We start from the raw sequence: 26,180 nt of genomic DNA on the forward strand, positions 1-26,180 counted from the left end.
CTCTGAACGGCCAAGACGACAACGAAATGGGCACCACTGCTGTCAAGAAGCTGGTGGAAACTCTGGACAGCTACATCCCAGAGCCGGAGCGTGCTATCGACAAGCCGTTCCTGATGCCAATCGAAGACGTATTCTCGATCTCCGGTCGCGGTACTGTTGTGACTGGTCGTGTTGAGCGTGGCATCGTCCGTATCCAGGAAGAAGTTGAGATCGTCGGTCTGCGCGATACTCAGAAAACTACCTGCACTGGCGTTGAAATGTTCCGCAAGCTGCTCGATGAAGGTCGTGCTGGCGAGAACTGCGGCGTGCTGCTGCGCGGCACCAAGCGTGACGACGTTGAGCGTGGCCAGGTTCTGGTCAAGCCAGGCACCGTCAAGCCGCACACCAAGTTCACCGCAGAAGTTTACGTTCTGAGCAAGGAAGAAGGCGGTCGTCATACTCCGTTCTTCAAAGGCTACCGTCCACAGTTCTACTTCCGTACGACTGACGTGACTGGTAACTGCGAGCTGCCAGAAGGCGTTGAAATGGTAATGCCAGGTGACAACATTCAGATGACTGTTACCTTGATCAAGACCATTGCGATGGAAGATGGTCTGCGTTTCGCTATCCGTGAAGGCGGTCGTACCGTCGGCGCTGGCGTCGTAGCCAAAGTCATCGAGTAAACAGTTGTAATGTCTTTTTCGGGCCGGCATAATGGTCGGCCTGATTTTGTTTTAGGTCAGTAGCTCAATTGGCAGAGCGACGGTCTCCAAAACCGTAGGTTGGGGGTTCGATTCCCTCCTGACCTGCCAGATTCACTCAGTGTGTCTGGCTTTCTTTTCACAGGATCTTCATAGATGACTCCTAAAGCTGAAGCTCAAGGCTCTCGCTTCGATCTGCTCAAGTGGCTAGTGGTAGTCGCTTTGGTGGTTATTGGCGTTGTTGGCAATCAGTATTATTCTGCTTCGCCGATCCTGTACCGCGTACTTGCATTGCTCGCCATTGCTGCTGTTGCTGCCTTTGTAGGTCTGCAGACAGCCAAGGGCAAGTCTTTCTTTGTACTCGCTAAGGAAGCTCGCACTGAAATTCGTAAAGTCGTATGGCCGACTCGCCAAGAAACCACGCAGACCACGTTGATCGTTGTGGCTGTTGTTCTGGTAATGGCGTTGCTGTTGTGGGGGCTCGATTCCCTGCTCGGCTGGCTTGTTTCCTTGATTGTTGGCTAAGGGTGTCCCGTGGCTAAGCGTTGGTACGTTGTGCATGCTTACTCGGGTTACGAGAAGCATGTTATGCGCTCGCTGGTAGAGCGCGTAAAGCTGGCTGGCATGGAAGATGGCTTTGGCGAAATTCTGGTCCCCACTGAAGAAGTGGTTGAGATGCGTAATGGTCAGAAGCGCAAAAGTGAACGTAAGTTCTTTCCGGGCTACGTGCTGGTACAGATGGACATGAACGAAGGGACTTGGCACTTGGTCAAGGATACCCCTCGGGTGATGGGCTTCATTGGCGGTACCGCCGACAAGCCTGCGCCGATCACAGATAAAGAGGCAGAAGCGATTCTGCGTCGCGTCGCTGATGGTAGCGACAAGCCGAAGCCGAAGACACTGTTTGAACCAGGTGAGGTTGTACGCGTCACCGACGGTCCATTCGCTGATTTCAATGGCACGGTTGAAGAAGTTAACTACGAAAAGAGCCGGATCCAAGTGGCAGTGCTCATTTTCGGTCGCTCTACTCCGGTAGAGCTAGAGTTCAGTCAGGTCGAAAAGGTCTGATTGAGCAGGCATCCCAACCCCGCAGCCCAAGGCTGTGGGGTTTTGTCGTCACTGGGATAAACGCGCAAGTAACCGGGGAGCCTTTCGAGGCGTTCGAACCCGTAATTGGAGTGCCTCATGGCCAAGAAAATTACCGCTTACATCAAGCTGCAAGTGAAGGCCGCTCAGGCTAACCCAAGCCCACCTGTTGGTCCTGCCCTGGGTCAGCACGGCGTGAACATCATGGAATTCTGCAAGGCCTTCAACGCCCGTACTCAGGGTCTTGAGCCAGGTCTGCCGACTCCAGTGATCATCACTGTCTACAGCGACCGTAGCTTCACTTTCGAAACAAAAAGCACCCCAGCTTCGGTTCTGCTGAAGAAGGCTGCAGGTTTGACCAGCGGTTCCGCTCGTCCAAACACCGTTAAGGTTGGCACCGTTACCCGTGCTCAGCTGGAAGAAATCGCGAAAACCAAAAACGCGGATCTGACTGCAGCTGATATGGATGCAGCCGTGCGTACTATCGCCGGTTCTGCTCGTAGCATGGGCCTTAACGTGGAGGGTGTGTAATGGCTAAGCTGACCAAGCGTCAAAAGGCTATCGCCGGCAAAATCGAAGCAGGCAAGGCCTACAACTTTGTAGACGCCGCCGCTCTGCTGGCTGAGCTGTCGACTGTCAAGTTCAGCGAGTCGTTCGACGTTGCTGTAAACCTGGGCGTTGACCCACGTAAATCCGACCAGGTCGTTCGTAGCGCTACTGTGCTGCCACACGGCACTGGCAAGACCGTTCGTGTAGCTGTCTTCACCCAGGGCCCAGCAGCTGAAGCTGCTCTGGCTGCTGGTGCTGATCGCGTAGGCATGGACGATCTGGCTGCTGAAATGAAGGGCGGCGACCTGAACTATGACGTAGTGATCGCATCCCCGGATGCCATGCGCGTTGTAGGTCAGTTGGGTCAGATCCTCGGTCCACGTGGTCTGATGCCTAACCCTAAAGTCGGCACCGTAACGCCAGACGTAGCCACCGCGGTTAAAAACGCCAAGGCTGGTCAGGTTCGTTATCGCACCGACAAAAACGGCATCATCCACACTTCCGTTGGCAAGATCGGCTTCGACGCCGTCAAGCTGAAGGAAAACGTTGAAGCCCTGATCGCTGATCTGAAGCGTATCAAGCCAGCTTCTTCGAAAGGTATCTACGTCAAGCGCGTTACCCTGAGCACCACTATGGGCCCAGGTCTGGTTATCGATCAGAGCTCGCTCGACGCGTAAGACTCAGGTTGGCGCAAGTAATTGCGCCAATCAAAAAATTGGGGTCCCTGCCTGGCGGGGGCTGTCCAAGACCGTAGGCGACGCAAGTCTTAAACCACAAGCCTACGCAGATGGTGCTCCCGGTTCCTTACCGAATCAGACACCAAAACGACATTCGGTTTCGACCGGATGAAACGGTAACAAGCAGGAGTTAAACCCGTGGCAATTAAACTCGAAGACAAGAAGGCCATCGTCGCTGAAGTCAACGAGGCTGCCAAAGCTGCTCTGTCCGCTGTCGTGGCTGATGCCCGTGGCGTAACAGTAGGCGCTATGACCGGACTCCGTAAAGAGGCTCGTGAAGCTGGCGTTTACGTACGTGTTGTACGTAACACCCTGCTCAAGCGCGCTGTTGCTGACACTGAATACAGTGTCCTCAACGACGTGTTCACCGGCCCGACCTTGATCGCGTTCTCCACCCAACATCCTGGCGCTGCTGCCCGTTTGTTCAAGGAATTCGCCAAAGGTCAGGACAAGTTCGAGATTAAGGCAGCTGCGTTCGAGGGCAAGTTCCTCGCAGCTAACCAGATCGACGTACTGGCAACTCTGCCGACCCGTGACGAAGCAATTTCCCAGCTGATGAGCGTGATTCAAGGCGCAACCAGCAAATTGGCTCGTACTCTGGCGGCACTGCGCGACCAGAAAGAAGCTGCCGCAGCCTAAGGCTCGACACTCCTTTTCGCGTTTTTTGTTTATTTCGATGGTCGCGTAGGCCGTCCCCCAATCCAGGAATTTAGAGTCATGTCTATCTCTCAAAACGATATCCTCGAAGCCGTTGGCAACATGTCCGTAATGGAAGTTGTTGAGCTGATCAAAGCTTTCGAAGAAAAATTCGGTGTTACCGCTGCTGCTGCTTCCGCTGGTCCAGCTGTTGCTGCTGCCGTTGCTGAAGAGCAAACCGAATTCAACGTCATGCTGACCGAAGCTGGCGAGAAGAAAGTAAACGTGATCAAGGCAGTACGTGAACTGACCGGTCTGGGCCTGAAAGAAGCCAAGGCTGTAGTTGACGGCGCTCCTGCCATGGTTCTGGAAGCTGTTGCCAAAGACGCAGCTGACAAAGCCAAAGCAGTTCTGGAAGAAGCAGGCGCTAAAGTCGAGCTGAAGTAAGCATCGACTTTGCGTCTCCAGCCCGAGCGTTAAGCGACAGGCTGATGGCTGGTGGCTCTTGCCACCGGCCTTTTTCCGTTATTGGCAGCCGACTGGGTCGGTGCTGATCGCGAGCTGTAACCACCCGATGTGGTGGCGCAAACCATGGGGTTTGCACGATTTTCTGGCTGCTCCCGTCGGGAGGGGCCAAACAAGCAGGTGACCAAGCTGGGGAACGCTGATGGCTTACTCATATACTGAGAAAAAACGTATCCGCAAGGACTTTAGCAAGTTGCCGGACGTCATGGATGTGCCGTACCTCCTGGCCATCCAGCTGGATTCGTATCGTGAATTCTTGCAAGCGGGAGCGACTAAAGATCAGTTCCGCGACGTGGGCCTGCATGCGGCCTTCAAATCCGTTTTCCCGATCATCAGCTACTCCGGCAATGCTGCGCTGGAGTACGTCGGTTATCGCCTGGGCGAACCGGCATTTGATGTCAAAGAATGCGTATTGCGCGGTGTTACTTACGCCGTACCTTTGCGGGTAAAAGTGCGCCTGATCATTTTCGACAAAGAATCGTCGAACAAAGCGATCAAGGACATCAAAGAGCAAGAAGTCTACATGGGTGAAATTCCCCTGATGACTGAGAACGGTACCTTCGTAATCAACGGTACCGAGCGTGTAATCGTTTCCCAGCTGCACCGTTCTCCGGGCGTGTTCTTCGACCACGACCGTGGCAAGACGCACAGCTCCGGCAAACTGCTTTACTCCGCGCGCATCATTCCTTACCGCGGTTCGTGGTTGGACTTCGAGTTCGACCCGAAAGACTGCGTATTCGTGCGTATCGACCGTCGTCGCAAGCTGCCTGCATCGGTACTGCTGCGCGCGCTCGGCTATACCACCGAAGAAGTGCTGGACGCGTTCTACACCACCAACGTCTTCCATGTGCAAGGTGAAAACCTCAGCCTGGAACTGGTGCCTCAGCGCCTGCGCGGTGAAATCGCTGTCCTCGATATCCAGGATGACAAAGGCAAGGTTATTGTCGAGCAGGGTCGTCGTATCACCGCTCGCCACATCAACCAGCTGGAAAAAGCCGGGATCAAAGAGCTGCAGGTGCCTCTGGACTACGTCCTGGGTCGCACCACGGCCAAGGTCATCGTGCATCCGGCCACCGGCGAAATCCTGGCGGAGTGCAACACCGAGCTGAACACCGAGATCCTGGCAAAAATCGCCAAGGCCCAGGTCGTTCGCATCGAGACGCTGTACACCAACGACATCGACTGCGGTCCGTTCATCTCCGACACGCTGAAGATCGACTCCACCGGCAACCAACTGGAAGCCCTGGTCGAGATCTATCGCATGATGCGTCCTGGCGAGCCGCCAACCAAGGATGCAGCCGAGACCCTGTTCAACAACCTGTTCTTCAGCCCTGAGCGTTATGACCTGTCTGCGGTCGGCCGGATGAAGTTCAACCGTCGTATCGGTCGTACCGAGATCGAAGGTTCGGGTGTGCTGAACAAGGACGACATCGTCGCGGTCCTCAAGACCCTGGTCGACATCCGTAACGGCAAAGGCATCGTCGATGACATCGACCACCTGGGTAACCGTCGTGTTCGCTGTGTAGGCGAGATGGCCGAGAACCAGTTCCGTGTTGGCCTGGTGCGCGTAGAGCGTGCGGTCAAGGAACGTCTGTCGATGGCTGAAAGCGAAGGCCTGATGCCGCAAGACCTGATCAACGCCAAGCCTGTGGCTGCGGCGGTGAAGGAGTTCTTCGGTTCGAGCCAGCTGTCCCAGTTCATGGACCAGAACAACCCGCTGTCCGAGATCACCCACAAGCGTCGTGTCTCCGCACTCGGCCCGGGCGGTCTGACCCGTGAGCGTGCAGGCTTCGAAGTTCGTGACGTACACCCGACGCACTACGGTCGTGTATGCCCGATCGAAACGCCGGAAGGTCCGAACATCGGTCTGATCAACTCCCTGGCTGCCTATGCGCGCACCAACCAGTACGGCTTCCTCGAGAGCCCGTACCGTGTGGTGAAAGACGCCCTGGTGACCGACGAGATCGTGTTCCTGTCCGCCATCGAAGAAGCAGATCACGTGATCGCTCAGGCTTCGGCCACGATGAACGATAAGAAGGTCCTGGTCGACGAGCTGGTCGCTGTTCGTCACTTGAACGAGTTCACCGTCAAGGCGCCGGAAGACGTCACCTTGATGGACGTATCGCCGAAGCAGGTAGTTTCGGTTGCAGCGTCGCTGATCCCGTTCCTCGAGCACGACGACGCCAACCGTGCGTTGATGGGTTCGAACATGCAGCGTCAAGCTGTACCCACCCTGCGTGCCGACAAGCCGCTGGTAGGTACCGGCATGGAGCGTAACGTTGCCCGTGACTCCGGCGTTTGCGTCGTGGCTCGTCGTGGTGGCGTGATCGACTCCGTCGACGCCAGCCGTATCGTGGTTCGTGTTGCCGATGACGAAGTTGAAACTGGCGAAGCCGGTGTCGACATCTACAACCTGACCAAGTACACCCGCTCCAACCAGAACACCTGCATCAACCAGCGTCCGCTGGTGAGCAAGGGTGATCGGGTTCAGCGCAGCGACATCATGGCCGACGGTCCGTCCACCGATATGGGTGAACTGGCGTTGGGTCAGAACATGCGCATCGCGTTCATGGCATGGAACGGCTTCAACTTCGAAGACTCCATCTGCCTGTCCGAGCGTGTGGTTCAGGAAGACCGCTTCACCACGATCCACATCCAGGAACTGACCTGTGTGGCCCGTGACACCAAGCTTGGCCCAGAGGAAATCACTGCGGACATCCCGAACGTGGGTGAAGCTGCACTGAACAAGCTGGACGAAGCCGGTATCGTTTACGTAGGTGCTGAAGTAGGCGCAGGCGACATCCTGGTGGGCAAGGTCACTCCGAAAGGCGAGACCCAGCTGACTCCGGAAGAAAAACTGCTGCGTGCCATCTTCGGTGAAAAAGCCAGCGACGTTAAAGACACCTCCCTGCGCGTGCCTACCGGCACCAAGGGTACCGTCATCGACGTACAGGTCTTCACTCGCGACGGCGTTGAGCGTGATGCTCGTGCACTGTCCATCGAGAAGACTCAACTCGACGAGATCCGCAAGGACCTGAACGAAGAGTTCCGTATCGTCGAAGGCGCAACTTTCGAGCGTCTGCGCTCCGCTCTGGTCGGCCACAAAGCCGAAGGCGGCGCCGGCCTGAAGAAAGGTCAGGAAATCACCGACGAAGTTCTCGACGGTCTTGAGCATGGCCAGTGGTTCAAACTGCGCATGGCTGAAGATGCTCTGAACGAGCAGCTCGAGAAGGCCCAGGCCTATATCGTTGATCGCCGCCGTCTGCTGGACGACAAGTTCGAAGACAAGAAGCGCAAACTGCAGCAGGGCGATGACCTGGCTCCAGGCGTGCTGAAAATCGTCAAGGTTTACCTGGCAATCCGTCGCCGCATCCAGCCGGGCGACAAGATGGCCGGTCGTCACGGTAACAAGGGTGTGGTCTCCGTGATCATGCCGGTTGAAGACATGCCGCACGATGCCAATGGCACCCCGGTCGATGTGGTCCTCAACCCGTTGGGCGTACCTTCGCGTATGAACGTTGGTCAGATCCTTGAAACCCACCTGGGCCTCGCGGCTAAGGGCTTGGGCGAGAAGATCAACCGTATGATCGAAGAGCAGCGCAAGGTCGCTGACCTGCGTAAGTTCCTGCACGAGATCTACAACGAGATCGGCGGCCGCAACGAAGAGCTGGACACCTTCACCGACCAGGAAATCCTGGATCTGGCGAAGAACCTGCGCGGCGGCGTTCCAATGGCTACTCCGGTGTTCGACGGTGCCAAGGAAAGCGAAATCAAGGCCATGCTGAAACTGGCAGACCTGCCAGAAAGCGGCCAGATGCAGCTGTTCGACGGCCGTACCGGCAACAAGTTCGAGCGCCCGGTTACCGTTGGCTACATGTACATGCTGAAGCTGAACCACTTGGTAGACGACAAGATGCACGCTCGTTCTACCGGTTCTTACAGCCTGGTTACCCAGCAGCCGCTGGGTGGTAAGGCGCAGTTCGGTGGTCAGCGTTTCGGGGAGATGGAGGTCTGGGCACTGGAAGCGTACGGTGCTGCATACACTCTGCAAGAAATGCTCACAGTGAAGTCGGACGATGTGAACGGCCGGACCAAGATGTACAAAAACATCGTGGACGGCGATCACCGTATGGAGCCGGGCATGCCCGAGTCTTTCAACGTGTTGATCAAGGAAATTCGTTCCCTCGGCATCGATATCGATCTGGAAACCGAATAACACGTGACGCGAATCGAGAGCGGGGCTGTTTTGCCCGCTCTCTGCTCCGCCAGGAGGAAAGGCCTTGAAAGACCTACTGAATTTGCTGAAAAACCAGGGTCAAGTCGAAGAGTTCGACGCCATCCGTATTGGATTGGCCTCGCCTGAGATGATCCGTTCGTGGTCGTTCGGTGAAGTTAAAAAGCCGGAAACCATCAACTACCGTACGTTCAAACCTGAGCGTGACGGCCTGTTCTGCGCCAAGATCTTTGGTCCGGTCAAGGATTACGAGTGCCTGTGCGGTAAGTACAAGCGCTTGAAACACCGTGGTGTGATCTGCGAGAAGTGCGGCGTTGAAGTCGCGCTGGCAAAAGTTCGTCGTGAGCGCATGGCGCACATCGAACTGGCCTCGCCGGTTGCCCACATCTGGTTCCTGAAATCGCTGCCGTCCCGTATCGGCTTGCTGATGGACATGACCCTGCGTGATATCGAACGCGTTCTCTACTTCGAGAGCTATGTCGTTATCGATCCAGGCATGACCACCCTTGAAAAAGGTCAGCTGCTCAACGACGAGCAGTACTTCGAAGCGCTGGAAGAGTTCGGCGACGATTTCGATGCCCGCATGGGTGCCGAAGCTGTTCGCGAACTGCTGCACGCGATCGACCTGGAGCACGAGATTGGCCGTCTGCGCGAAGAAATTCCGCAAACCAACTCCGAAACCAAGATCAAGAAGCTGTCCAAGCGTCTGAAGTTGATGGAAGCCTTCCAGGGTTCCGGCAACCTGCCAGAGTGGATGGTGCTGACCGTTCTGCCGGTTCTGCCGCCAGACCTGCGTCCACTGGTTCCGCTCGATGGCGGTCGTTTCGCGACTTCCGACCTCAACGATCTGTATCGTCGAGTGATCAACCGTAACAACCGCTTGAAGCGCCTGCTTGATCTGTCCGCTCCGGACATCATCGTGCGCAACGAAAAGCGTATGTTGCAGGAAGCGGTCGATGCACTGCTCGACAACGGTCGTCGTGGCCGCGCTATCACCGGTTCCAACAAGCGTCCTCTGAAATCCCTGGCTGACATGATCAAGGGTAAGCAGGGTCGTTTCCGTCAGAACTTGCTCGGTAAGCGTGTTGACTACTCCGGTCGTTCGGTAATTACCGTAGGCCCGACCCTGCGTCTGCACCAGTGCGGTCTGCCTAAGAAAATGGCTCTGGAGCTGTTCAAGCCGTTCATTTTCGGCAAGCTGGAAATGCGTGGTCTCGCGACTACCATCAAGGCCGCCAAGAAGATGGTCGAGCGCGAGCTGCCAGAGGTCTGGGACGTTCTCGCCGAAGTGATTCGCGAACACCCGGTTCTGCTCAACCGTGCACCGACCCTTCACCGTCTGGGTATCCAGGCGTTTGAACCGGTACTGATCGAAGGTAAGGCTATCCAGCTGCACCCGTTGGTCTGTGCTGCGTACAACGCCGACTTCGACGGCGACCAAATGGCCGTGCACGTACCGCTGACACTGGAAGCCCAGTTGGAAGCGCGTGCGTTGATGATGTCGACCAACAACATTCTGTCGCCAGCCAACGGTGAGCCAATCATCGTTCCGTCGCAGGACGTTGTATTGGGTCTGTACTACATGACGCGTGAAGCGATCAACGCCAAGGGCGAAGGTCGTGTGTTCGCGGATCTGCAAGAAGTTGACCGTGTGTTCCGTGCCGGCGAAGCCGCACTGCACGCCAAGGTCAAGGTGCGGATCAACGAAACTGTGAACGATCGTGATGGTGGCAGCGTGACCAACACTCGTATTGTCGACACTACCGTCGGCCGTGCGCTGTTGTTCCAGGTTGTGCCAAAAGGTCTGTCCTACGACGTCGTCAACCTGCCGATGAAGAAAAAGGCGATCTCCAAGCTGATCAACCAGTGCTACCGCGTGGTTGGTCTGAAAGAGACCGTGATCTTCGCTGACCAGTTGATGTACACCGGTTTTGCCTATTCGACCATTTCCGGCGTTTCCATCGGTGTTAACGACTTCGTTATCCCGGATGAAAAAGCCCGCATCATCGGTGCTGCTACCGAAGAAGTGAAAGAGATCGAAAGTCAGTACGCCTCCGGCCTGGTAACCCAGGGCGAGAAGTACAACAAAGTGATCGACCTCTGGTCCAAGGCGAACGACGAAGTTTCCAAGGCGATGATGGCCAACCTCTCGAAAGAGAAAGTCATCGACCGTCATGGCAACGAAGTCGACCAGGAATCCTTCAACTCGATGTACATGATGGCCGACTCGGGCGCACGGGGTTCTGCTGCGCAGATCCGTCAGCTCGCCGGTATGCGTGGCCTGATGGCCAAGCCGGACGGTTCCATCATCGAGACCCCGATTACCGCGAACTTCCGTGAAGGTTTGAGCGTACTCCAGTACTTCATCTCCACTCACGGTGCTCGTAAGGGTCTTGCGGATACCGCGTTGAAAACCGCGAACTCCGGTTACCTGACTCGTCGTCTGGTAGACGTTGCCCAGGATCTGGTCGTGACCGAGATCGATTGCGGCACCGAACATGGCCTGGTAATGACTCCGCACATTGAAGGCGGTGACGTTGTAGAGCCGTTGGGTGAGCGCGTATTGGGTCGTGTCATCGCCCGTGACGTATTCAAGCCGGGTACCGAGGACGTCATCGTTCCTGCGGGCACCCTGGTTGACGAGAAGTGGGTCGAGTTCATCGAACTCAACAGCATCGACGAAGTGATCGTACGTTCGCCGATCAGCTGTGAAACCCGCTATGGCATCTGCGCCAAGTGCTACGGTCGCGACCTGGCACGTGGTCACCAGGTGAACATCGGTGAAGCGGTCGGCGTTATCGCTGCCCAGTCCATCGGTGAGCCGGGTACCCAGCTGACGATGCGTACGTTCCACATCGGTGGTGCGGCAAGCCGGACCTCCGCGGCCGACAGCGTTCAGGTGAAGAATGGCGGTACCGTCCGTCTGCACAACCTGAAGCACGTTGAGCGAGTGGATGGTCACCTGGTTGCTGTGTCCCGTTCCGGTGAGCTGGCCATCGCTGACGACTTCGGTCGTGAGCGCGAGCGCTACAAGCTGCCGTACGGTGCTGTGATTTCGGTGAAGGAAGGCGACAAGGTCGACGCTGGTGCCATCGTGGCCAAGTGGGACCCGCACACTCACCCGATCGTTACCGAAATGAAAGGTACCGTGACCTACGTGGGCATGGAAGAAGGCATCACGATCAAGCGTCAGACCGACGAATTGACCGGTATGACCAACATTGAAGTACTCGATGCGAAAGATCGTCCAGCTGCCGGCAAGGACATCCGTCCTGCTGTGAAGATGGTCGACGACAACGGCAAGGATCTGTTGCTGCCAGGCACTGACGTTATCGCTCAGTACTTCCTGCCAGCCAACGCCCTGGTCGGTGTAGCGGATGGTGCGAAGATCGCGATCGGTGATGTTATCGCTCGTATCCCGCAAGAGACTTCGAAAACTCGCGACATCACCGGTGGTCTGCCGCGTGTTGCCGACTTGTTCGAAGCCCGTCGTCCGAAAGAAGCCTCGATTCTGGCTGAAGTCAGCGGCACCATCGCGTTCGGTAAAGAGACCAAGGGCAAACGCCGTCTGGTTATCACCCCGAACGACGGTACCGATCCGTACGAAGAGCTGATTCCGAAGTGGCGTCACCTGAACGTGTTCGAAGGCGAACAGGTAAACCGCGGCGAAGTTATCTCGGACGGTCCGAGCGATCCACACGACATCCTGCGTCTGCTGGGTGTGAGTGCGCTGGCCAAGTACATCGTGAACGAGATCCAGGACGTTTACCGTCTGCAAGGCGTGAAGATCAACGACAAGCACATCGAGACCATCCTGCGTCAGATGCTGCGTAAAGTTGAGATCGCTGAATCCGGCGATTCCAGTTTCATCAAGGGCGACCAGATGGAATTGACTCACGTACTGGTAGAGAACGAGCGTCTGAGCGGCGAAGACAAGTTTGTCTCCAAGTTCACTCGCGTTCTGCTGGGTATCACCAAGGCGTCGTTGTCCACCGAATCGTTCATCTCGGCGGCTTCCTTCCAGGAAACCACTCGCGTACTGACCGAAGCGGCGGTAACCGGCAAGCGCGATTACCTGCGTGGCCTGAAAGAAAACGTGGTCGTGGGTCGTCTGATCCCGGCCGGTACCGGTTTGGCCTATCACAGCGAACGCAAGCGTCGCCGTGAAGCTGACAAGCCGTTGCGCGTAAGCGCCAGTGAAGTGGAAGCTGCACTGACCGAAGCACTGAACTCGAGTGGTAACTGAGTTCTGCGGTAATTGAGTGCCTGGCCCTGGTCACCCCGTTCGGCGGATCGAGACAAATTGTCGAGATCCGGCGGGCGGGGAGGTCGGGGCCTTGCCTTGACTGGGGACAAGATCCTCTTTAGACTCTTGATCCCCTAAATTTGGCGGGAATTCGTTCCTGCCATTTTGCTTTTCTTGTAAGACAATAGCGTCGCAAGACAACAGTGGAGCTAGTAGATGGCAACTATCAACCAGCTGGTACGTCAGCCGCGTAAGCGTATCGTCGAGAAATCCGACGTGCCTGCGCTGCAGAACTGCCCGCAACGTCGTGGCGTATGCACCCGTGTGTATACCACCACGCCGAAAAAACCTAACTCGGCACTGCGTAAAGTATGCCGTGTGCGTCTGACCAACGGTTTCGAGGTTTCCTCGTACATCGGCGGTGAAGGCCACAACCTGCAAGAGCACAGCGTGGTACTGATCCGCGGCGGTCGTGTAAAAGACTTGCCAGGTGTTCGTTACCACACCGTTCGCGGCTCTCTGGATACCTCTGGCGTCAAAGGCCGGAACCAGGGTCGTTCGAAATACGGTACCAAGAAGCCTAAGTAGTGGTTTCTGGTAGCAAAAAACTGATTTTTATTTTTATGAGTCGATAAGAGTAAGGTCGGGCGCACATCCCTAGGATGTGGTGGTCCCGGGCTAACCTGAAGACCGTTTGAGGGCTTATCAATGCCAAGACGTCGCGTAGCAGCCAAACGTGAGATTCTGGACGATCCGAAATACGGAAGCCAGATTCTCGCCAAGTTCATGAACCACGTAATGGAAAGCGGCAAGAAAGCCGTTGCCGAGCGTATCGTTTATGGCGCACTGGACAAAGTTAAGGAACGCAAGAACAGCGATCCCCTGGAAATCTTCGAGAAAGCTCTCGACGCCATCGCTCCGCTGGTCGAAGTGAAGTCGCGCCGTGTAGGCGGTGCTACTTACCAGGTTCCGGTCGAAGTTCGTCCGTCCCGTCGTAACGCCCTGGCAATGCGCTGGTTGGTAGACTTCGCCCGCAAGCGCGGCGAGAAGTCCATGGCTCTGCGTTTGGCTGGCGAACTGTTGGACGCTGCTGAAGGTAAAGGTGCTGCAGTTAAGAAGCGTGAAGACGTGCACCGTATGGCTGAAGCCAACAAGGCTTTCTCGCACTACCGCTTCTAATTTTAGCGTCACTCAATTTGCGAGGGCTTTATGGCTCGTACTACACCGATTAACCGCTACCGTAACATTGGTATCGTTGCTCACGTGGATGCTGGTAAAACCACCACCACCGAGCGCGTCCTTTTTTACACCGGCAAAAGTCACAAGATGGGCGAGGTGCATGATGGCGCCGCGACCACCGACTGGATGGTGCAGGAGCAGGAGCGTGGTATTACCATTACTTCTGCTGCCATTACCGCTTTCTGGAAGGGTTCCGAGAAGCAGTACAAGGACGAGCACCGCTTCAACGTCATCGATACCCCGGGCCACGTTGACTTCACCATTGAAGTAGAACGTTCCCTGCGCGTACTCGACGGCGCTGTGGTTGTGTTCTGCGGTACCTCGGGCGTTGAGCCTCAGTCGGAAACCGTATGGCGTCAAGCCAACAAATACGGCGTTCCACGTCTTGTTTACGTAAACAAGATGGACCGTGCTGGTGCCAACTTCCTGCGCGTGATCGCTCAGATCAAGCAGCGCCTGGGTCACACTCCAGTGCCTATCCAGCTGGCTATCGGTTCCGAAGACAACTTCCAGGGTCAGATCGATCTGATCAACATGCAAGCGGTCTACTGGAACGATGCTGACAAGGGTATGGTCCCTGTTCGCAAGGATATTCCTGCTGAATTGCTGGAAGAAGCCGAGAAGTGGCGCGGCAACATGGTTGAGGCTGCGGCCGAAGCCAACGAAGAGCTGATGAACAAGTACCTCGAGGGTGAAGAACTCACCAACGAGGAAATCAAGGCCGCTCTGCGTCAGCGTACTATCGCTGGTGAAATCGTCCTGGCTGTTTGCGGTTCTTCCTTCAAGAACAAGGGTGTTCCCCTGGTTCTCGACGCCGTTATCGACTTCCTGCCTGCGCCAACCGACATTCCTGCCATCAAGGGTACCGACCCGGATGACGAGACTATCGAGCTGGAGCGTCATGCAGACGACAACGAGCCGTTCTCGGCTCTGGCGTTCAAGATCGCTACCGACCCATTCGTGGGTACCTTGACCTTTGTCCGTGTTTACTCGGGCGTGTTGAACTCCGGCGACGGCGTGATCAACTCTGTAAAAGGCAAGAAAGAGCGCGTAGGCCGTATGGTGCAAATGCACGCAAACGCCCGCGAAGAGATCAAGGAAGTGCGCGCTGGTGACATCGCGGCCTTGATCGGCATGAAGGACGTCACCACTGGTGAAACCTTGTGCAATGGCGACAAGCCAATCATCCTGGTTCGCATGGACTTCCCGGAGCCGGTTATTTCGGTTGCCGTTGAGCCTAAGACCAAGGACGACCAGGAAAAAATGGGTATCGCTCTGGGCAAGCTTGCTCAGGAAGACCCGTCTTTCCGCGTCAAGACTGATGAAGAGACTGGTCAGACGATCATCTCCGGCATGGGCGAGTTGCACCTGGACATCCTGGTTGACCGGATGCGCCGTGAGTTCAACGTCGAAGCCAACATCGGTAAGCCTCAGGTTTCCTATCGTGAGCGCATCACGAAGAACTGTGAAATCGAAGGCAAGTTCGTTCGCCAATCCGGCGGTCGTGGCCAGTTCGGTCACTGCTGGATCCGTTTTGCACCGGCTGACGAAGGTCAGGAAGGTCTGCAATTCGTGAACGAAGTCGTAGGTGGTGTGGTTCCTAAGGAATACATCCCGGCGATCCAGAAGGGTATCGAAGAGCAGATGAAGAACGGCGTTGTTGCCGGCTATCCGCTGATCGGCCTGAAGGCGACTGTGTTTGATGGTTCTTACCACGACGTCGACTCCAACGAGATGGCGTTCAAGGTGGCTGCTTCCATGGCAACCAAGCAACTGGCCCAGAAGGGCGGTGGTGAGTTGCTCGAGCCGATCATGGCGGTAGAAGTCGTTACGCCTGAAGACTACATGGGTGATGTCATGGGCGACCTTAACCGTCGTCGTGGCATGATTCTGGGTATGGAAGATACGGTTTCCGGCAAGGTTATTCGTGCCGAGGTTCCGTTGGGCGAGATGTTCGGTTACGCGACCGATGTTCGTTCCATGTCTCAGGGTCGCGCAAGCTACTCTATGGAATTCAAAAAATACAATACAGCCCCGTCGCATATCGTCGAGACTGTTACCAAAAAACAAGGCTGATTCAGCCCTTTAGGCAAGGAGTTAATTGTCGTGGCTAAAGAAAAATTTGATCGTTCCCTACCGCACGTCAACGTTGGCACCATTGGTCACGTTGACCACGGTAAAACCACTCTGACTGCTGCTCTGACTCGCGTCTGCTCCGAAGTTTTCGGTTCGGCCGTTGTTGCTTTCGACAAGATCGACAGCGCTCCGGAAGAAAAGGCTCGTGGTATCACCATCAACACCGCGCACGTTGAGTACAACTCTTCGATTCGTCACTACGCTCACGTTGACTGCCCAGGTCACGCTGACTATGTGAAGAACATGATCACCGGTGCTGCCCAGATGGACGGCGCGATCCTGGTTTGCTCGGCCGCTGATGGTCCGATGCCTCAAACCCGTGAGCACATCCTGCTGTCCCGCCAGGTAGGCGTTCCGTACATCGTTGTCTTCCTGAACAAGGCTGACATGGTTGACGACGCTGAGCTGCTGGAACTGGTTGAGATGGAAGTGCGCGACCTGCTGAGCACTTACGATTTCCCAGGTGATGACACTCCAATCATCATCGGTTCGGCTCTGATGGCTCTGAACGGCCAAGACGACAACGAAATGGGTACCACCGCTGTCAAGCGTCTGGTAGAAACTCTGGACAGCTACATCCCAGAGCCAGTTCGTGTTATCGACAAGCCGTTCCTGATGCCAATCGAAGACGTGTTCTCGATCTCTGGTCGCGGTACTGTTGTGACTGGTCGTATCGAGCGCGGTATCGTCAAGGTTCAGGATCCACTGGAAATCGTAGGTCTGCGTGACACCACCGTCACCACCTGCACCGGTGTTGAAATGTTCCGTAAACTGCTCGACGAAGGTCGTGCTGGCGAGAACTGCGGCGTTCTGCTGCGTGGTACCAAGCGTGACGACGTTGAGCGTGGCCAGGTTCTGGTTAAGCCGGGTTCGGTCAAGCCGCACACCAAGTTCGAAGCTGAAGTGTACGTTCTGAGCAAAGAAGAAGGCGGTCGTCACACTCCGTTCTTCAAAGGCTACCGTCCACAGTTCTACTTCCGGACCACTGACGTGACCGGTAACTGCGAACTGCCGGAAGGCGTTGAAATGGTAATGCCAGGCGACAACATCAAAATGGTTGTCACCCTGATCAAGACCATCGCAATGGAAGACGGTCTGCGTTTCGCTATTCGTGAAGGCGGTCGTACCGTCGGCGCTGGCGTCGTAGCCAAAATCATCGAGTAAGCTCTTTTTGAGTCGGCTTCGATGAGTTGAAAAAGCCCCCGCCCAGCGGGGGCTTTTTTATTGGGTTGACACCTATATGGGGCGTCTATAGAATTGCGCCTCCTTTTAACGGGCGTATTGCGCTCGGTGGGAATAGCAGCCGGAGTCTGAAATCCAATGCAAAATCAGCAAATCCGTATCAGGTTGAAGGCTTTCGACCATCGCCTGATCGACCAATCCACCCAGGAAATCGTGGAAACCGCGAAACGTACTGGTGCTCAAGTGCGTGGTCCAATTCCACTGCCTACCCGTAAAGAGCGGTTCACCGTTCTGGTCTCCCCGCACGTCAACAAAGACGCGCGCGACCAGTACGAGATCCGTACTCATAAGCGCGTTCTGGACATCGTCCAGCCAACGGATAAAACCGTTGATGCACTTATGAAGCTTGATCTTGCGGCCGGTGTGGAAGTGCAGATCAGCCTCGGCTAAGACTCGGTCTTAGTCGTGTAACGCTCTGAAATGGGCGGCCATAGCGGGTGAAAGCCCCGTACACTCATGAGGTTTACAACATGACTATTGGTGTAGTCGGTCGTAAATGCGGTATGACCCGTATTTTCACCGAAGAAGGTGTCTCCATTCCGGTCACGGTCATTGAGATCGAGCCGAATCGCGTCACCCAGTTCAAAACTGAAGAGACCGATGGCTATCGTGCAGTGCAAGTCACTGTCGGCGAGCGTCGTGCTTCGCGTGTAACAGCAGCTCAGGCTGGCCACTTCGCCAAGGCGAACGTTGCCGCTGGTCGTACCGTAATGGAATTCCGCCTTGAAGAAGGCGAGTACCAGGCCGGCGATCTGATCAACGCTGAAATCTTCGCCGCTGGTCAGCTGGTTGATGTAACCGGTCAGTCCAAGGGTAAAGGCTTCCAGGGTACGATCAAGCGTTGGAACTTCCGCGGGCAAGATAACACCCACGGTAACTCCGTATCCCACCGCGTTCCAGGCTCTATCGGCCAGTGCCAGACTCCTGGTCGTGTATTCAAGGGCAAAAAAATGTCCGGTCATATGGGCGCTGAGCGCGTGACCGTGCAGTCCCTCGAAGTAGTGCGCGTGGACGCTGAACGCAATCTGTTGTTGGTCAAGGGCGCTGTTCCTGGCGCTACTGGCGGCAACTTGGTTGTACGTCCAGCAGCCAAGGCTCGCGGTTAAGGGGAAGCTGACATGCAATTAAATGTAAATGACGCTCAAGCGATCGAAGTTTCCGAACTGACATTTGGCGGCGAATTCAACGAGACGCTGGTTCACCAAGCAGTCGTGGCCTACATGGCCGGCGGCCGTCAAGGTAGCAAGCAGCAAAAGACCCGTTCCGACGTTTCCGGTGGCGGCAAGCGCCCATGGCGTCAGAAAGGTACTGGCCGTGCTCGTGCCGGTACTATCCGTAGCCCAATCTGGCGTGGCGGCGGTACCACTTTCGCAGCTCGTCCTCAGGATCACTCCCAGAAGCTGAACAAGAAGATGTATCGCGCAGCAATGCGTTCCATCCTTGCTGAGCTGGTGCGTACTGATCGTCTGGTCGTGGTTCAGGACTTCGCTGTTGAAGCACCGAAAACCAAAGATCTGCTGAACAAGCTGAATGGCATGGGCCTGACTGACGTCCTGATCGTGTCTGACGCTGTTGATCAGAACCTGTACCTGGCTGCTCGCAACCTGCCACACGTCGACGTTCGTGACGTGCAGGGTTCCGATCCGGTCAGTCTGATCGCATACGACAAGGTGTTGATCACCGTGTCGGCCGTGAAGAAATTCGAGGAGCTGCTGGGATGAACCAGGAACGCGTATTTAAAGTTCTGCTTGGCCCGCACGTTTCCGAGAAGGCTACGGTTCTGGCAGACAAGAAAGGCCAGTTCGTTTTCAAGGTTGCGACCGACGCAACCAAGCTGGAAATCAAGAAGGCCGTCGAAAGCCTGTTCAGCGTGAAAGTAGAGCGCGTGACTACCCTGAACGTTCTGGGTAAAAGCAAGCGCACTGCTCGCGGTCTGGGCAAGCGTAATGACTGGAAGAAGGCAGTTATCTCCCTTCAGCCAGGCCAAGATCTCGATTTCAGCAGCAGTGCTGAGTAAGGAAGGGGTGCATCATGGCAATCGTTAAATGCAAACCGACTTCCCCTGGCCGCCGTTTTGTGGTCAAGGTGGTCAACCAGGAGCTGCATAAAGGCGCTCCTCACGCACCGCTGCTCGAGAAAAAATCGAAGTCTGGTGGTCGTAACAACAATGGCCGTATTACCACTCGTCACATCGGTGGTGGTCATAAGCAGCATTATCGTCTGGTCGACTTCCGTCGCAACGACAAGGATGGCATCGCTGCCACCGTCGAGCGTATCGAATACGATCCAAACCGTACTGCTCACATCGCTCTGCTGCTGTACGCAGATGGCGAGCGCCGCTACATCATCGCCCCTAAAGGCGTGAGTGCTGGCGACCAGCTGATCGCAGGTGCCCTGGCACCGATCAAGCCGGGCAACGCTCTGCAACTGCGTAACATTCCAGTTGGTAGCACCGTACACGGCATCGAATTGAAGCCAGGTAAAGGCGCACAGATCGCTCGTTCCGCTGGTGCTTCGGCTCAGCTGATCGCTCGTGAAGGTGTCTACGTGACCCTGCGTCTGCGTTCTGGTGAGATGCGTAAAGTACTGGCTGAATGCCGTGCGACCCTGGGCGAAGTCTCGAACTCCGAGCACAGCCTGCGTTCGTTGGGTAAAGCTGGTGCCAAGCGCTGGCGTGGCGTTCGCCCAACCGTTCGTGGTGTTGCCATGAACCCGGTTGACCACCCACATGGTGGTGGTGAAGGTCGTACCTCTGGTGGTCGTCATCCGGTATCGCCATGGGGCTTCCCGACTAAGGGCGCGAAGACTCGTGGTAATAAGCGTACCGACAAAATGATCGTCCGTCGTCGCAAGTAAATAGAGGGATACGACAGTGCCACGTTCTCTGAAAAAAGGTCCTTTTATTGATCTTCACCTACTGAAGAAGATCGAAGTGGCGGCGGAAAAGAACGATCGCAAACCAGTTAAGACCTGGTCGCGTCGTTCGATGATCCTGCCACAAATGGTCGGTCTGACCATCGCAGTACACAACGGTCGTCAACACGTCCCAGTTCTCGTTAACGAAGACATGGTCGGCCACAAACTGGGCGAGTTCGCCGGTACCCGCACTTATCGTGGGCACGTGGCAGACAAGAAAGCCAAGCGTTAAGGGGTTAGGAAATGGAAGTAGCCGCTAAGTTGTCGGGCGCTCGAATCTCCGCCCAGAAAGCCCGCTTGGTCGCCGACCAGATCCGCGGGAAGAAGGTGGGCGAAGCGCTCAACCTGTTGGCTTTCAGCAGTAAGAAAGCCGCCGAGATCATGAAGAAAGTGCTGGAGTCGGCCGTAGCCAACGCCGAGCATAACGAAGGCGCAGACGTTGATGACCTGAAGGTCAGCACCGTTTTCGTCAACGAAGGGCGTTCGCTGAAGCGCATCATGCCACGTGCCAAAGGCCGTGCTGATCGCATCGTCAAGCGGTCTTGCCATATCACTGTCAAGGTTGCTGACAAGTAACGGAGTCGAAGAGATGGGTCAGAAAGTACATCCCATTGGCATTCGCCTGGGAATCGTCAAGGAGCACACCTCCGTCTGGTACGCAGACGGTCGGACTTATGCGGACTACTTGTTCGCTGATCTGAAGGTGCGTGAGTATCTCCAAGACAAACTAAAAAGCGCGTCCGTAAGCCGTATCGATATCCATCGTCCGGCGCAGACTGCACGTATCACCATCCACACCGCTCGTCCAGGTATCGTTATCGGGAAGAAAGGTGAAGATGTTGAGAAGCTGCGTCAGGACCTGACCAAGCAAATGGGTGTGCCTGTGCACATCAATATCGAAGAGATCCGCAAGCCGGAGCTCGACGGTATGCTGGTTGCGCAGAGCGTAGCTCAGCAGCTGGAGCGTCGCGTAATGTTCCGTCGCGCTATGAAGCGCGCTGTACAGAACGCAATGCGCATTGGTGCCAAAGGCATCAAAATCCAAGTGAGCGGTCGTCTCGGCGGTGCTGAAATCGCACGTACTGAATGGTATCGCGAAGGTCGTGTGCCACTGCACACCCTGCGTGCCGACATCGACTATGCCAACTACGAAGCTCACACCACTTACGGTGTGATCGGTGTAAAGGTTTGGATCTTCAAAGGCGAAGTAATTGGTGGTCGCCAAGAAGAACTGAAACCACAAGCACCAGCGCCTCGTAAAAAAGCTGCTAAGTAAGGGGTACGCCAAATGTTGCAACCAAAGCGTACGAAGTTCCGCAAGCAGATGACCGGTCACAACCGTGGCCTGGCATTGCGCGGTAGCAAAGTCAGCTTCGGCGAGTTCGCGCTGAAGTCTGTTGCTCGTGGTCGTCTCACCGCTCGTCAGATCGAGTCAGCGCGTCGTGCTCTGACCCGTCACGTAAAACGTGGCGGCAAGATCTGGATCCGTGTATTCCCGGACAAGCCTGTCACCAAGAAGCCACTCGAAGTTCGGATGGGTAAAGGTAAGGGTAACGTGGAGTACTGGGTTGCCCAGATTCAGCCAGGCAAAGTCCTGTATGAAATCGAGGGTGTTTCTGAAGAGCTGGCGCGTGAGGCTTTCGCCCTGGCTGCTGCAAAGCTGCCGCTCGCCACCTCCTTTGTTAAACGGACGGTGATGTGATGAAAGCGAATGAACTTCGTGAAAAATCAGCACAGCAGCTGAACGAGCAACTGCTCGGCCTGCTGCGCGACCAGTTCAATCTGCGTATGCAGAAAGCAACTGGCCAGTTGGGGCAGTCTCATCTGCTCTCGCAAGTTAAGCGTGACATCGCTCGCGTGAAAACTGTGCTCAACCAGCAGGCAGGTAAGTAATCATGGCTGAAGCCGAAAAAACTGTCCGTACGCTGACTGGCCGTGTTGTCAGCGACAAGATGGACAAAACCATCACCGTTCTGATCGAGCGTCGCGTTAAGCACCCGATCTACGGTAAATACGTTAAGCGTTCGACTAAGCTGCACGCGCACGACGAAACCAATCAGTGCCACATCGGCGACAAAGTCACTATTCGTGAAACTCGTCCTTTGGCCAAGACCAAGTCTTGGGCGCTGGTTGATGTTCTCGAACGCGCTGTGGAAGTCTAAGGACTAGGGGTCGGAGAAATTATATGATTCAGACTCAATCCATGCTCGATGTGGCCGATAACAGCGGCGCTCGCCGCGTTATGTGCATCAAGGTGCTGGGTGGCTCCCATCGTCGTTACGCTGGTATCGGTGACATCATCAAGGTTACCGTCAAGGAAGCAATTCCTCGCGGTAAAGTGAAAAAAGGCCAAGTGATGACTGCTGTTGTAGTCCGCACTCGTCACGGTGTTCGCCGTGCAGATGGCTCCATTATCCGCTTTGATGGCAACGCTGCTGTTCTGTTGAACAACAAGCAAGAGCCGATCGGCACCCGTATCTTTGGGCCAGTGACCCGTGAACTTCGTACTGAGAAGTTCATGAAGATCGTCTCGCTCGCCCCAGAAGTGCTGTAAGGAGATCCGACATGCAAAAGATTCGTCGTGACGACGAGATCATCGTGATCGCCGGCAAAGACAAAGGTAAGCGCGGTAAGGTGCTTAAGGTTCTCGCTGATGACCGTCTGGTTGTTGGTGGTCTGAACCTGGTCAAGCGCCATACCAAGCCAAACCCGATGTCGGGCGTACAAGGCGGTATCGTCGAGAAAGAAGCGCCACTGCACGCTTCCAACGTCGCCATCTTCAACGGCGAAACCAACAAGGCTGACCGCGTTGGTTTCAAAGTAGAAGACGGTAAGAAAATTCGTGTCTTCAAGTCGACCCAAAAAGCGGTTGATGCTTGAACACTGCTAGGTAGAAGACCATGGCACGACTAAAAGAGATTTACCGGAAGGAAATCGCACCGAAACTTAAGGAAGAACTTAAGCTTTCGAACGTGATGGAAGTTCCGCGCGTTACCAAAATCACCCTGAACATGGGTCTGGGCGAAGCGATCGGCGACAAAAAAGTCATCGAGCACGCTGTTGCCGACCTGGAAAAGATCACCGGTCAGAAAGTCGTTGTGACTTACGCTCGGAAATCCATCGCTGGCTTTAAAGTCCGTGAAGGTTGGCCGATCGGCGTCAAAGTGACCCTGCGCCGTGAGCGTATGTACGAGTTCCTGGATCGTCTGCTGTCGATCTCCCTGCCTCGGGTTCGCGACTTCCGCGGCCTGAATGCCAAGTCCTTCGATGGTCGTGGTAACTACAGCATGGGCGTTAAAGAGCAGATCATTTTCCCGGAAATCGATTACGACAAGATCGATGCTCTCCGCGGTCTGGACATTACCCTGACCACCACTGCTCGGACGGATGACGAAGGTCGCGCACTGCTGCGCGCTTTCAAATTCCCGTTCCGCAACTGATTGGAGTAGGAAAATGGCCAAGAAGAGCATGAAGAACCGTGAGCTGAAGCGTCAGCTCACCGTTGCCAAGTACGCCACCAAGCGTGCAGCGCTGAAAGCTATCATCGTTGATCTGAACGCAAGTCCAGAAGCACGTTGGGAAGCTACCGTAGCCCTGCAGAAGCAGCCACGTGACGCAAGCGCCTCGCGCATGCGTAACCGCTGCCGCCTGACTGGTCGTCCGCACGGCGTGTACCGCAAGTTCGGCCTCGGCCGTAACATGCTGCGTCAAGCTGCAATGCGTGGTGACGTTCCAGGTCTGGTTAAAGCCAGCTGGTAAGCACTGTCAAAGTCGCGGCGTTCGGGATCGCAAGATCCTGACCGCCGGTGGCCTTGAACTTGAATCAAGCCCCTTTTGGGGCTTGATTCATTTGTGGGGTGTGTCTAGAATACCCGGCTCGCCTGAGCCCGTGTTTTTATTGCACGGATGCGCTCGGCGACACGTACTAGCCGAAAGGCTAATTTTTTGTGTATTAGGAGCGTCTAGCCCATGAGTATGCAGGACCCGTTAGCGGACATGCTAACTCGTATCCGTAATGCCCAGATGGCTGAAAAGTCCGTCGTAAGCATGCCATCTTCTACTTTGAAGGTAGCTGTTGCCAAAGTCCTGAAGGACGAAGGTTACATTGCGGGTTATCAGATCAGCAGCGAAATCAAGCCTCTGCTGTCCATCGAGCTGAAGTACTTCGAAGGCCGTCCGGTCATCGAGGAAGTGAAGCGCGTTAGCCGTCCAGGCCTGCGTCAGTACAAGTCCGTCGATGATCTGCCAAAAGTTCGTGGCGGTCTCGGTGTGTCTATCGTCTCCACCAACAAAGGTGTGATGACGGATCGTGCTGCGCGCGCTGCCGGTGTCGGCGGCGAAGTTCTTTGCACTGTGTTCTAAGGGGGGATAAGCATGTCACGCGTCGCTAAGAACCCCGTTAAGCTGCCAGCCGGTGTCGAAGTCAAATTCGCAGGCCAACAGCTTTCGGTGAAGGGTGCCAAGGGCACTCTGCAACTGAACATCCATTCGTCCGTTGAGATTGTTGAAGAAGCTGGTGAGCTGCGTTTCGCTGCTCGCAATGGCGATCAACAGACTCGCGCAATGGCTGGTACCACTCGTGCGTTGGTAAACAACATGGTCCAAGGCGTAAGCCAAGGCTTCGAGCGCAAGCTCCAGCTGGTCGGTGTTGGTTACAAAGCGCAAGCAAAAGGCACAGTGCTGAACCTGGCTCTTGGCTTCTCGCACCCAGTGGATTATGAACTGCCGGAAGGCATCACCGCTGAGACTCCTAGCCAGACCGATATCCTGATCAAGGGCATCGACAAGCAGCTGGTAGGTCAAGTGGCCGCCGAGATCCGCGACTTCCGTCCACCAGAGCCGTACAAAGGCAAAGGTGTGCGCTACGCGGACGAAGTCGTCCGTCGTAAAGAAGCCAAGAAGAAGTAGGGCATAGCAAATGACCGACAAAAAAGTTACTCGACTGCGTCGCGCTCGCAAAGCACGCCTGAAAATGCACGAACTCGAAGTCGTGCGTCTCTGCGTGTTCCGCTCGTCGCAGCACATCTACGCCCAGGTCATTTCGGCCGACGGCAACAAAGTCCTGGCAAGTGCCTCGACTTTGGATAAAGAACTGCGTGATGGCGCCACTGGCAACATCGACGCGGCCACTAAGGTTGGCCAGCTGGTCGCTACGCGTGCTAAAGCCGCTGGCGTCTCGCAGGTGGCTTTCGACCGCTCTGGCTTCAAGTACCACGGCCGCGTCAAGGCGCTGGCTGATGCTGCTCGTGAAGCTGGGCTGGAGTTCTAAGTTATGTCAAATAACGACCAAAAGCGCGACGAAGGCTACATCGAGAAGCTGGTTCAAGTTAACCGCGTAGCCAAAACCGTTAAAGGCGGCCGTATCTTCACTTTCACTGCGTTGACCGTAGTGGGTGATGGTAAAGGCCGTGTTGGCTTCGGCCGTGGCAAGTCGCGTGAAGTGCCTGCTGCGATCCAGAAGGCAATGGAAGCTGCTCGCCGCAACATGATCCAGGTTGATCTGAACGGCACCACTCTGCAGTACGCAATGAAGTCCGCCCATGGCGCTTCGAAGGTGTACATGCAGCCTGCTTCTGAAGGTACCGGTATCATCGCTGGCGGCGCTATGCGTGCTGTCCTCGAAGTTGCTGGCGTTCAGAACGTTCTGGCCAAGTGCTACGGCTCGACTAACCCGGTAAACGTGGTTCACGCCACTTTCAAGGGTTTGAAAGCAATGCAGTCTCCTGAATCCATTGCCGCCAAGCGTGGCAAAAGCGTCAAGGAGATCTTCTGATCATGGCTACCGTAAAAGTTACGCTGATCAAAAGCATGACCGGCCGCATCCCTAACCACAGACTGTGTGTTAAGGGTTTGGGTCTGCGTCGCATCGGTCACACTGTAGAAGTCCTGGATACTCCCGAGAATCGCGGGATGATCAACAAGGCTTACTACATGCTGCGTGTCGAGGGTTAATC

The 26,180-nt window shown here is 55.6% G+C and carries 33 protein-coding genes and 1 tRNA gene; all 34 read left to right on the plus strand.

The genetic code is table 11. The features are described 5' to 3' along the window. Positions 1 to 662, plus strand: a 662-nt coding sequence (locus CFII68_RS05300; RefSeq protein WP_033062859.1) for an EF-Tu/IF-2/RF-3 family GTPase, incomplete at its 5' end; no start/stop codon positions are given. A 53-nt stretch (positions 663 to 715) separates the two neighbouring features. Continuing rightward, positions 716 to 791, plus strand: a tRNA-Trp gene (locus CFII68_RS05295). A gap of 45 nt (positions 792 to 836) precedes the next feature. Next, positions 837 to 1,205, plus strand: a complete 369-nt coding sequence (gene secE, locus CFII68_RS05290) for a preprotein translocase subunit SecE (protein ID WP_003206102.1) — start codon at positions 837 to 839, stop codon at positions 1,203 to 1,205. 9 nt (positions 1,206 to 1,214) lie between these two features. Next, a complete protein-coding gene (gene nusG / locus CFII68_RS05285; protein WP_003186097.1) occupies positions 1,215 to 1,748 on the plus strand; it encodes a transcription termination/antitermination protein NusG in 534 nt (177 codons plus the stop codon). A gap of 117 nt (positions 1,749 to 1,865) precedes the next feature. Then, positions 1,866 to 2,297, plus strand: a complete 432-nt coding sequence (gene rplK / locus CFII68_RS05280) for a 50S ribosomal protein L11 (protein ID WP_003176435.1) — start codon at positions 1,866 to 1,868, stop codon at positions 2,295 to 2,297. Continuing rightward, positions 2,297 to 2,992: a 50S ribosomal protein L1 gene (gene rplA, locus CFII68_RS05275; RefSeq protein WP_003186095.1), complete on the plus strand. Its 696-nt coding sequence runs from the start codon at positions 2,297 to 2,299 to the stop codon at positions 2,990 to 2,992. The genes rplK and rplA overlap by 1 nt, the downstream gene beginning before the upstream one ends. A 198-nt stretch (positions 2,993 to 3,190) precedes the next feature. After that, positions 3,191 to 3,691, plus strand: a complete 501-nt coding sequence (gene rplJ / locus CFII68_RS05270) for a 50S ribosomal protein L10 (RefSeq protein ID WP_003206099.1) — start codon at positions 3,191 to 3,193, stop codon at positions 3,689 to 3,691. Between the two features lie 78 nt (positions 3,692 to 3,769). Beyond that, positions 3,770 to 4,135: a 50S ribosomal protein L7/L12 gene (rplL, locus tag CFII68_RS05265; RefSeq protein ID WP_003206098.1), complete on the plus strand. Its 366-nt coding sequence runs from the start codon at positions 3,770 to 3,772 to the stop codon at positions 4,133 to 4,135. Positions 4,136 to 4,355: 220 nt separating this feature from the next. Continuing rightward, a complete protein-coding gene (gene rpoB / locus CFII68_RS05260) occupies positions 4,356 to 8,429 on the plus strand; it encodes a DNA-directed RNA polymerase subunit beta (RefSeq protein ID WP_018611968.1) in 4,074 nt (1,357 codons plus the stop codon). Positions 8,430 to 8,493: 64 nt separating this feature from the next. Continuing rightward, entirely contained in the window at positions 8,494 to 12,693 is a 4,200-nt protein-coding gene (gene rpoC, locus CFII68_RS05255; protein WP_018611969.1) for a DNA-directed RNA polymerase subunit beta', read from the plus strand. Positions 12,694 to 12,909: 216 nt separating this feature from the next. Further along, the gene (gene rpsL, locus CFII68_RS05250) at positions 12,910 to 13,281 is read left to right on the plus strand and encodes a 30S ribosomal protein S12 (RefSeq protein ID WP_002555494.1); all 372 of its coding nucleotides are present in this window, start codon (positions 12,910 to 12,912) and stop codon (positions 13,279 to 13,281) included. A 120-nt stretch (positions 13,282 to 13,401) separates the two neighbouring features. After that, positions 13,402 to 13,872, plus strand: coding sequence for a 30S ribosomal protein S7 (rpsG, locus tag CFII68_RS05245; RefSeq protein WP_003186074.1), 471 nt, complete (start codon positions 13,402 to 13,404; stop codon positions 13,870 to 13,872). Positions 13,873 to 13,902: 30 nt separating this feature from the next. Then, positions 13,903 to 16,008 carry an elongation factor G gene (fusA, locus tag CFII68_RS05240; RefSeq protein WP_018612014.1) on the plus strand — a complete coding sequence of 702 codons (2,106 nt, stop codon included), beginning with the start codon at positions 13,903 to 13,905 and terminating at the stop codon, positions 16,006 to 16,008. A 30-nt stretch (positions 16,009 to 16,038) separates the two neighbouring features. Beyond that, entirely contained in the window at positions 16,039 to 17,232 is a 1,194-nt protein-coding gene (gene tuf / locus CFII68_RS05235) for an elongation factor Tu (RefSeq protein WP_003186071.1), read from the plus strand. 156 nt (positions 17,233 to 17,388) lie between these two features. Beyond that, positions 17,389 to 17,700, plus strand: a complete 312-nt coding sequence (gene rpsJ / locus CFII68_RS05230; RefSeq protein WP_003186070.1) for a 30S ribosomal protein S10 — start codon at positions 17,389 to 17,391, stop codon at positions 17,698 to 17,700. Positions 17,701 to 17,780: 80 nt separating this feature from the next. Further along, positions 17,781 to 18,416, plus strand: coding sequence for a 50S ribosomal protein L3 (gene rplC, locus CFII68_RS05225; protein ID WP_003186059.1), 636 nt, complete (start codon positions 17,781 to 17,783; stop codon positions 18,414 to 18,416). Positions 18,417 to 18,428: 12 nt separating this feature from the next. Then, positions 18,429 to 19,031 (plus strand): 50S ribosomal protein L4, encoded by a 603-nt coding sequence (rplD, locus tag CFII68_RS05220; protein WP_003186057.1) that lies wholly within the window; start codon positions 18,429 to 18,431, stop codon positions 19,029 to 19,031. Beyond that, positions 19,028 to 19,327: a 50S ribosomal protein L23 gene (rplW, locus tag CFII68_RS05215; RefSeq protein WP_002555488.1), complete on the plus strand. Its 300-nt coding sequence runs from the start codon at positions 19,028 to 19,030 to the stop codon at positions 19,325 to 19,327. Before rplD ends, rplW begins: the two co-directional genes overlap by 4 nt. A 14-nt stretch (positions 19,328 to 19,341) precedes the next feature. Next, positions 19,342 to 20,166 (plus strand): 50S ribosomal protein L2, encoded by an 825-nt coding sequence (gene rplB, locus CFII68_RS05210; RefSeq protein WP_003186055.1) that lies wholly within the window; start codon positions 19,342 to 19,344, stop codon positions 20,164 to 20,166. A gap of 16 nt (positions 20,167 to 20,182) precedes the next feature. Continuing rightward, on the plus strand, positions 20,183 to 20,458 hold the full coding sequence (gene rpsS / locus CFII68_RS05205; RefSeq protein ID WP_002555486.1) for a 30S ribosomal protein S19: 276 nt from the start codon (positions 20,183 to 20,185) through the stop codon (positions 20,456 to 20,458). Positions 20,459 to 20,469: 11 nt separating this feature from the next. Further along, positions 20,470 to 20,802 carry a 50S ribosomal protein L22 gene (gene rplV, locus CFII68_RS05200; protein ID WP_003103908.1) on the plus strand — a complete coding sequence of 111 codons (333 nt, stop codon included), beginning with the start codon at positions 20,470 to 20,472 and terminating at the stop codon, positions 20,800 to 20,802. Between the two features lie 13 nt (positions 20,803 to 20,815). Further along, complete coding sequence (gene rpsC / locus CFII68_RS05195; protein WP_003176422.1) at positions 20,816 to 21,502, plus strand: 30S ribosomal protein S3; 687 nt, start codon at positions 20,816 to 20,818, stop codon at positions 21,500 to 21,502. 12 nt (positions 21,503 to 21,514) lie between these two features. Continuing rightward, positions 21,515 to 21,928, plus strand: coding sequence for a 50S ribosomal protein L16 (gene rplP / locus CFII68_RS05190; RefSeq protein ID WP_003186052.1), 414 nt, complete (start codon positions 21,515 to 21,517; stop codon positions 21,926 to 21,928). After that, on the plus strand, positions 21,928 to 22,119 hold the full coding sequence (gene rpmC, locus CFII68_RS05185; protein WP_002555481.1) for a 50S ribosomal protein L29: 192 nt from the start codon (positions 21,928 to 21,930) through the stop codon (positions 22,117 to 22,119). The genes rplP and rpmC overlap by 1 nt, the downstream gene beginning before the upstream one ends. Before the next feature lie 2 nt (positions 22,120 to 22,121). Continuing rightward, positions 22,122 to 22,388, plus strand: coding sequence for a 30S ribosomal protein S17 (gene rpsQ, locus CFII68_RS05180; RefSeq protein ID WP_003176419.1), 267 nt, complete (start codon positions 22,122 to 22,124; stop codon positions 22,386 to 22,388). Between the two features lie 23 nt (positions 22,389 to 22,411). Continuing rightward, complete coding sequence (rplN, locus tag CFII68_RS05175) at positions 22,412 to 22,780, plus strand: 50S ribosomal protein L14 (RefSeq protein ID WP_002555479.1); 369 nt, start codon at positions 22,412 to 22,414, stop codon at positions 22,778 to 22,780. Between the two features lie 11 nt (positions 22,781 to 22,791). Beyond that, positions 22,792 to 23,106: a 50S ribosomal protein L24 gene (gene rplX / locus CFII68_RS05170; protein WP_007896770.1), complete on the plus strand. Its 315-nt coding sequence runs from the start codon at positions 22,792 to 22,794 to the stop codon at positions 23,104 to 23,106. A 20-nt stretch (positions 23,107 to 23,126) separates the two neighbouring features. Further along, complete coding sequence (gene rplE, locus CFII68_RS05165; protein WP_003186044.1) at positions 23,127 to 23,666, plus strand: 50S ribosomal protein L5; 540 nt, start codon at positions 23,127 to 23,129, stop codon at positions 23,664 to 23,666. A gap of 13 nt (positions 23,667 to 23,679) precedes the next feature. Then, positions 23,680 to 23,985, plus strand: a complete 306-nt coding sequence (gene rpsN, locus CFII68_RS05160) for a 30S ribosomal protein S14 (RefSeq protein WP_003186042.1) — start codon at positions 23,680 to 23,682, stop codon at positions 23,983 to 23,985. 210 nt (positions 23,986 to 24,195) lie between these two features. Beyond that, positions 24,196 to 24,588, plus strand: a complete 393-nt coding sequence (rpsH, locus tag CFII68_RS05155; protein ID WP_003186040.1) for a 30S ribosomal protein S8 — start codon at positions 24,196 to 24,198, stop codon at positions 24,586 to 24,588. A 12-nt stretch (positions 24,589 to 24,600) separates the two neighbouring features. Further along, on the plus strand, positions 24,601 to 25,134 hold the full coding sequence (gene rplF, locus CFII68_RS05150; RefSeq protein ID WP_003186039.1) for a 50S ribosomal protein L6: 534 nt from the start codon (positions 24,601 to 24,603) through the stop codon (positions 25,132 to 25,134). Between the two features lie 10 nt (positions 25,135 to 25,144). Beyond that, positions 25,145 to 25,495 carry a 50S ribosomal protein L18 gene (rplR, locus tag CFII68_RS05145; protein ID WP_003186037.1) on the plus strand — a complete coding sequence of 117 codons (351 nt, stop codon included), beginning with the start codon at positions 25,145 to 25,147 and terminating at the stop codon, positions 25,493 to 25,495. Between the two features lie 3 nt (positions 25,496 to 25,498). Next, entirely contained in the window at positions 25,499 to 25,999 is a 501-nt protein-coding gene (rpsE, locus tag CFII68_RS05140) for a 30S ribosomal protein S5 (protein WP_003186035.1), read from the plus strand. A gap of 2 nt (positions 26,000 to 26,001) precedes the next feature. Further along, positions 26,002 to 26,178 carry a 50S ribosomal protein L30 gene (gene rpmD, locus CFII68_RS05135; protein ID WP_010438202.1) on the plus strand — a complete coding sequence of 59 codons (177 nt, stop codon included), beginning with the start codon at positions 26,002 to 26,004 and terminating at the stop codon, positions 26,176 to 26,178. The last annotated feature ends 2 nt before the right edge of the window (positions 26,179 to 26,180 follow it).

Source organism: Pseudomonas sp. CFII68, assembly GCF_000416195.1.
In the GTDB taxonomy this organism is placed as follows: domain Bacteria; phylum Pseudomonadota; class Gammaproteobacteria; order Pseudomonadales; family Pseudomonadaceae; genus Aquipseudomonas; species Aquipseudomonas kilonensis.

What these genes read in the sequence shown, in the direction of transcription:
- secE (WP_003206102.1), top strand. Translation starts at nt 837, where the DNA reads ATGACTCCTAAAGCTGAAGCTCAAGGCTCTCGCTTCGATCTGCTCAAG.
- rplK (WP_003176435.1), top strand. Translation starts at nt 1,866, where the DNA reads ATGGCCAAGAAAATTACCGCTTACATCAAGCTGCAAGTGAAGGCCGCT.
- rplA (WP_003186095.1), top strand. Translation starts at nt 2,297, where the DNA reads ATGGCTAAGCTGACCAAGCGTCAAAAGGCTATCGCCGGCAAAATCGAA.
- rplL (WP_003206098.1), top strand. Translation starts at nt 3,770, where the DNA reads ATGTCTATCTCTCAAAACGATATCCTCGAAGCCGTTGGCAACATGTCC.
- rpoB (WP_018611968.1), top strand. Translation starts at nt 4,356, where the DNA reads ATGGCTTACTCATATACTGAGAAAAAACGTATCCGCAAGGACTTTAGC.
- rpsL (WP_002555494.1), top strand. Translation starts at nt 12,910, where the DNA reads ATGGCAACTATCAACCAGCTGGTACGTCAGCCGCGTAAGCGTATCGTC.
- rpsG (WP_003186074.1), top strand. Translation starts at nt 13,402, where the DNA reads ATGCCAAGACGTCGCGTAGCAGCCAAACGTGAGATTCTGGACGATCCG.
- fusA (WP_018612014.1), top strand. Translation starts at nt 13,903, where the DNA reads ATGGCTCGTACTACACCGATTAACCGCTACCGTAACATTGGTATCGTT.
- rpsJ (WP_003186070.1), top strand. Translation starts at nt 17,389, where the DNA reads ATGCAAAATCAGCAAATCCGTATCAGGTTGAAGGCTTTCGACCATCGC.
- rplC (WP_003186059.1), top strand. Translation starts at nt 17,781, where the DNA reads ATGACTATTGGTGTAGTCGGTCGTAAATGCGGTATGACCCGTATTTTC.
- rplD (WP_003186057.1), top strand. Translation starts at nt 18,429, where the DNA reads ATGCAATTAAATGTAAATGACGCTCAAGCGATCGAAGTTTCCGAACTG.
- rplW (WP_002555488.1), top strand. Translation starts at nt 19,028, where the DNA reads ATGAACCAGGAACGCGTATTTAAAGTTCTGCTTGGCCCGCACGTTTCC.
- rplB (WP_003186055.1), top strand. Translation starts at nt 19,342, where the DNA reads ATGGCAATCGTTAAATGCAAACCGACTTCCCCTGGCCGCCGTTTTGTG.
- rplV (WP_003103908.1), top strand. Translation starts at nt 20,470, where the DNA reads ATGGAAGTAGCCGCTAAGTTGTCGGGCGCTCGAATCTCCGCCCAGAAA.
- rpsC (WP_003176422.1), top strand. Translation starts at nt 20,816, where the DNA reads ATGGGTCAGAAAGTACATCCCATTGGCATTCGCCTGGGAATCGTCAAG.
- rplP (WP_003186052.1), top strand. Translation starts at nt 21,515, where the DNA reads ATGTTGCAACCAAAGCGTACGAAGTTCCGCAAGCAGATGACCGGTCAC.
- rpmC (WP_002555481.1), top strand. Translation starts at nt 21,928, where the DNA reads ATGAAAGCGAATGAACTTCGTGAAAAATCAGCACAGCAGCTGAACGAG.
- rpsQ (WP_003176419.1), top strand. Translation starts at nt 22,122, where the DNA reads ATGGCTGAAGCCGAAAAAACTGTCCGTACGCTGACTGGCCGTGTTGTC.
- rplN (WP_002555479.1), top strand. Translation starts at nt 22,412, where the DNA reads ATGATTCAGACTCAATCCATGCTCGATGTGGCCGATAACAGCGGCGCT.
- rplX (WP_007896770.1), top strand. Translation starts at nt 22,792, where the DNA reads ATGCAAAAGATTCGTCGTGACGACGAGATCATCGTGATCGCCGGCAAA.
- rplE (WP_003186044.1), top strand. Translation starts at nt 23,127, where the DNA reads ATGGCACGACTAAAAGAGATTTACCGGAAGGAAATCGCACCGAAACTT.
- rpsN (WP_003186042.1), top strand. Translation starts at nt 23,680, where the DNA reads ATGGCCAAGAAGAGCATGAAGAACCGTGAGCTGAAGCGTCAGCTCACC.
- rpsH (WP_003186040.1), top strand. Translation starts at nt 24,196, where the DNA reads ATGAGTATGCAGGACCCGTTAGCGGACATGCTAACTCGTATCCGTAAT.
- rplF (WP_003186039.1), top strand. Translation starts at nt 24,601, where the DNA reads ATGTCACGCGTCGCTAAGAACCCCGTTAAGCTGCCAGCCGGTGTCGAA.
- rplR (WP_003186037.1), top strand. Translation starts at nt 25,145, where the DNA reads ATGACCGACAAAAAAGTTACTCGACTGCGTCGCGCTCGCAAAGCACGC.
- rpsE (WP_003186035.1), top strand. Translation starts at nt 25,499, where the DNA reads ATGTCAAATAACGACCAAAAGCGCGACGAAGGCTACATCGAGAAGCTG.
- rpmD (WP_010438202.1), top strand. Translation starts at nt 26,002, where the DNA reads ATGGCTACCGTAAAAGTTACGCTGATCAAAAGCATGACCGGCCGCATC.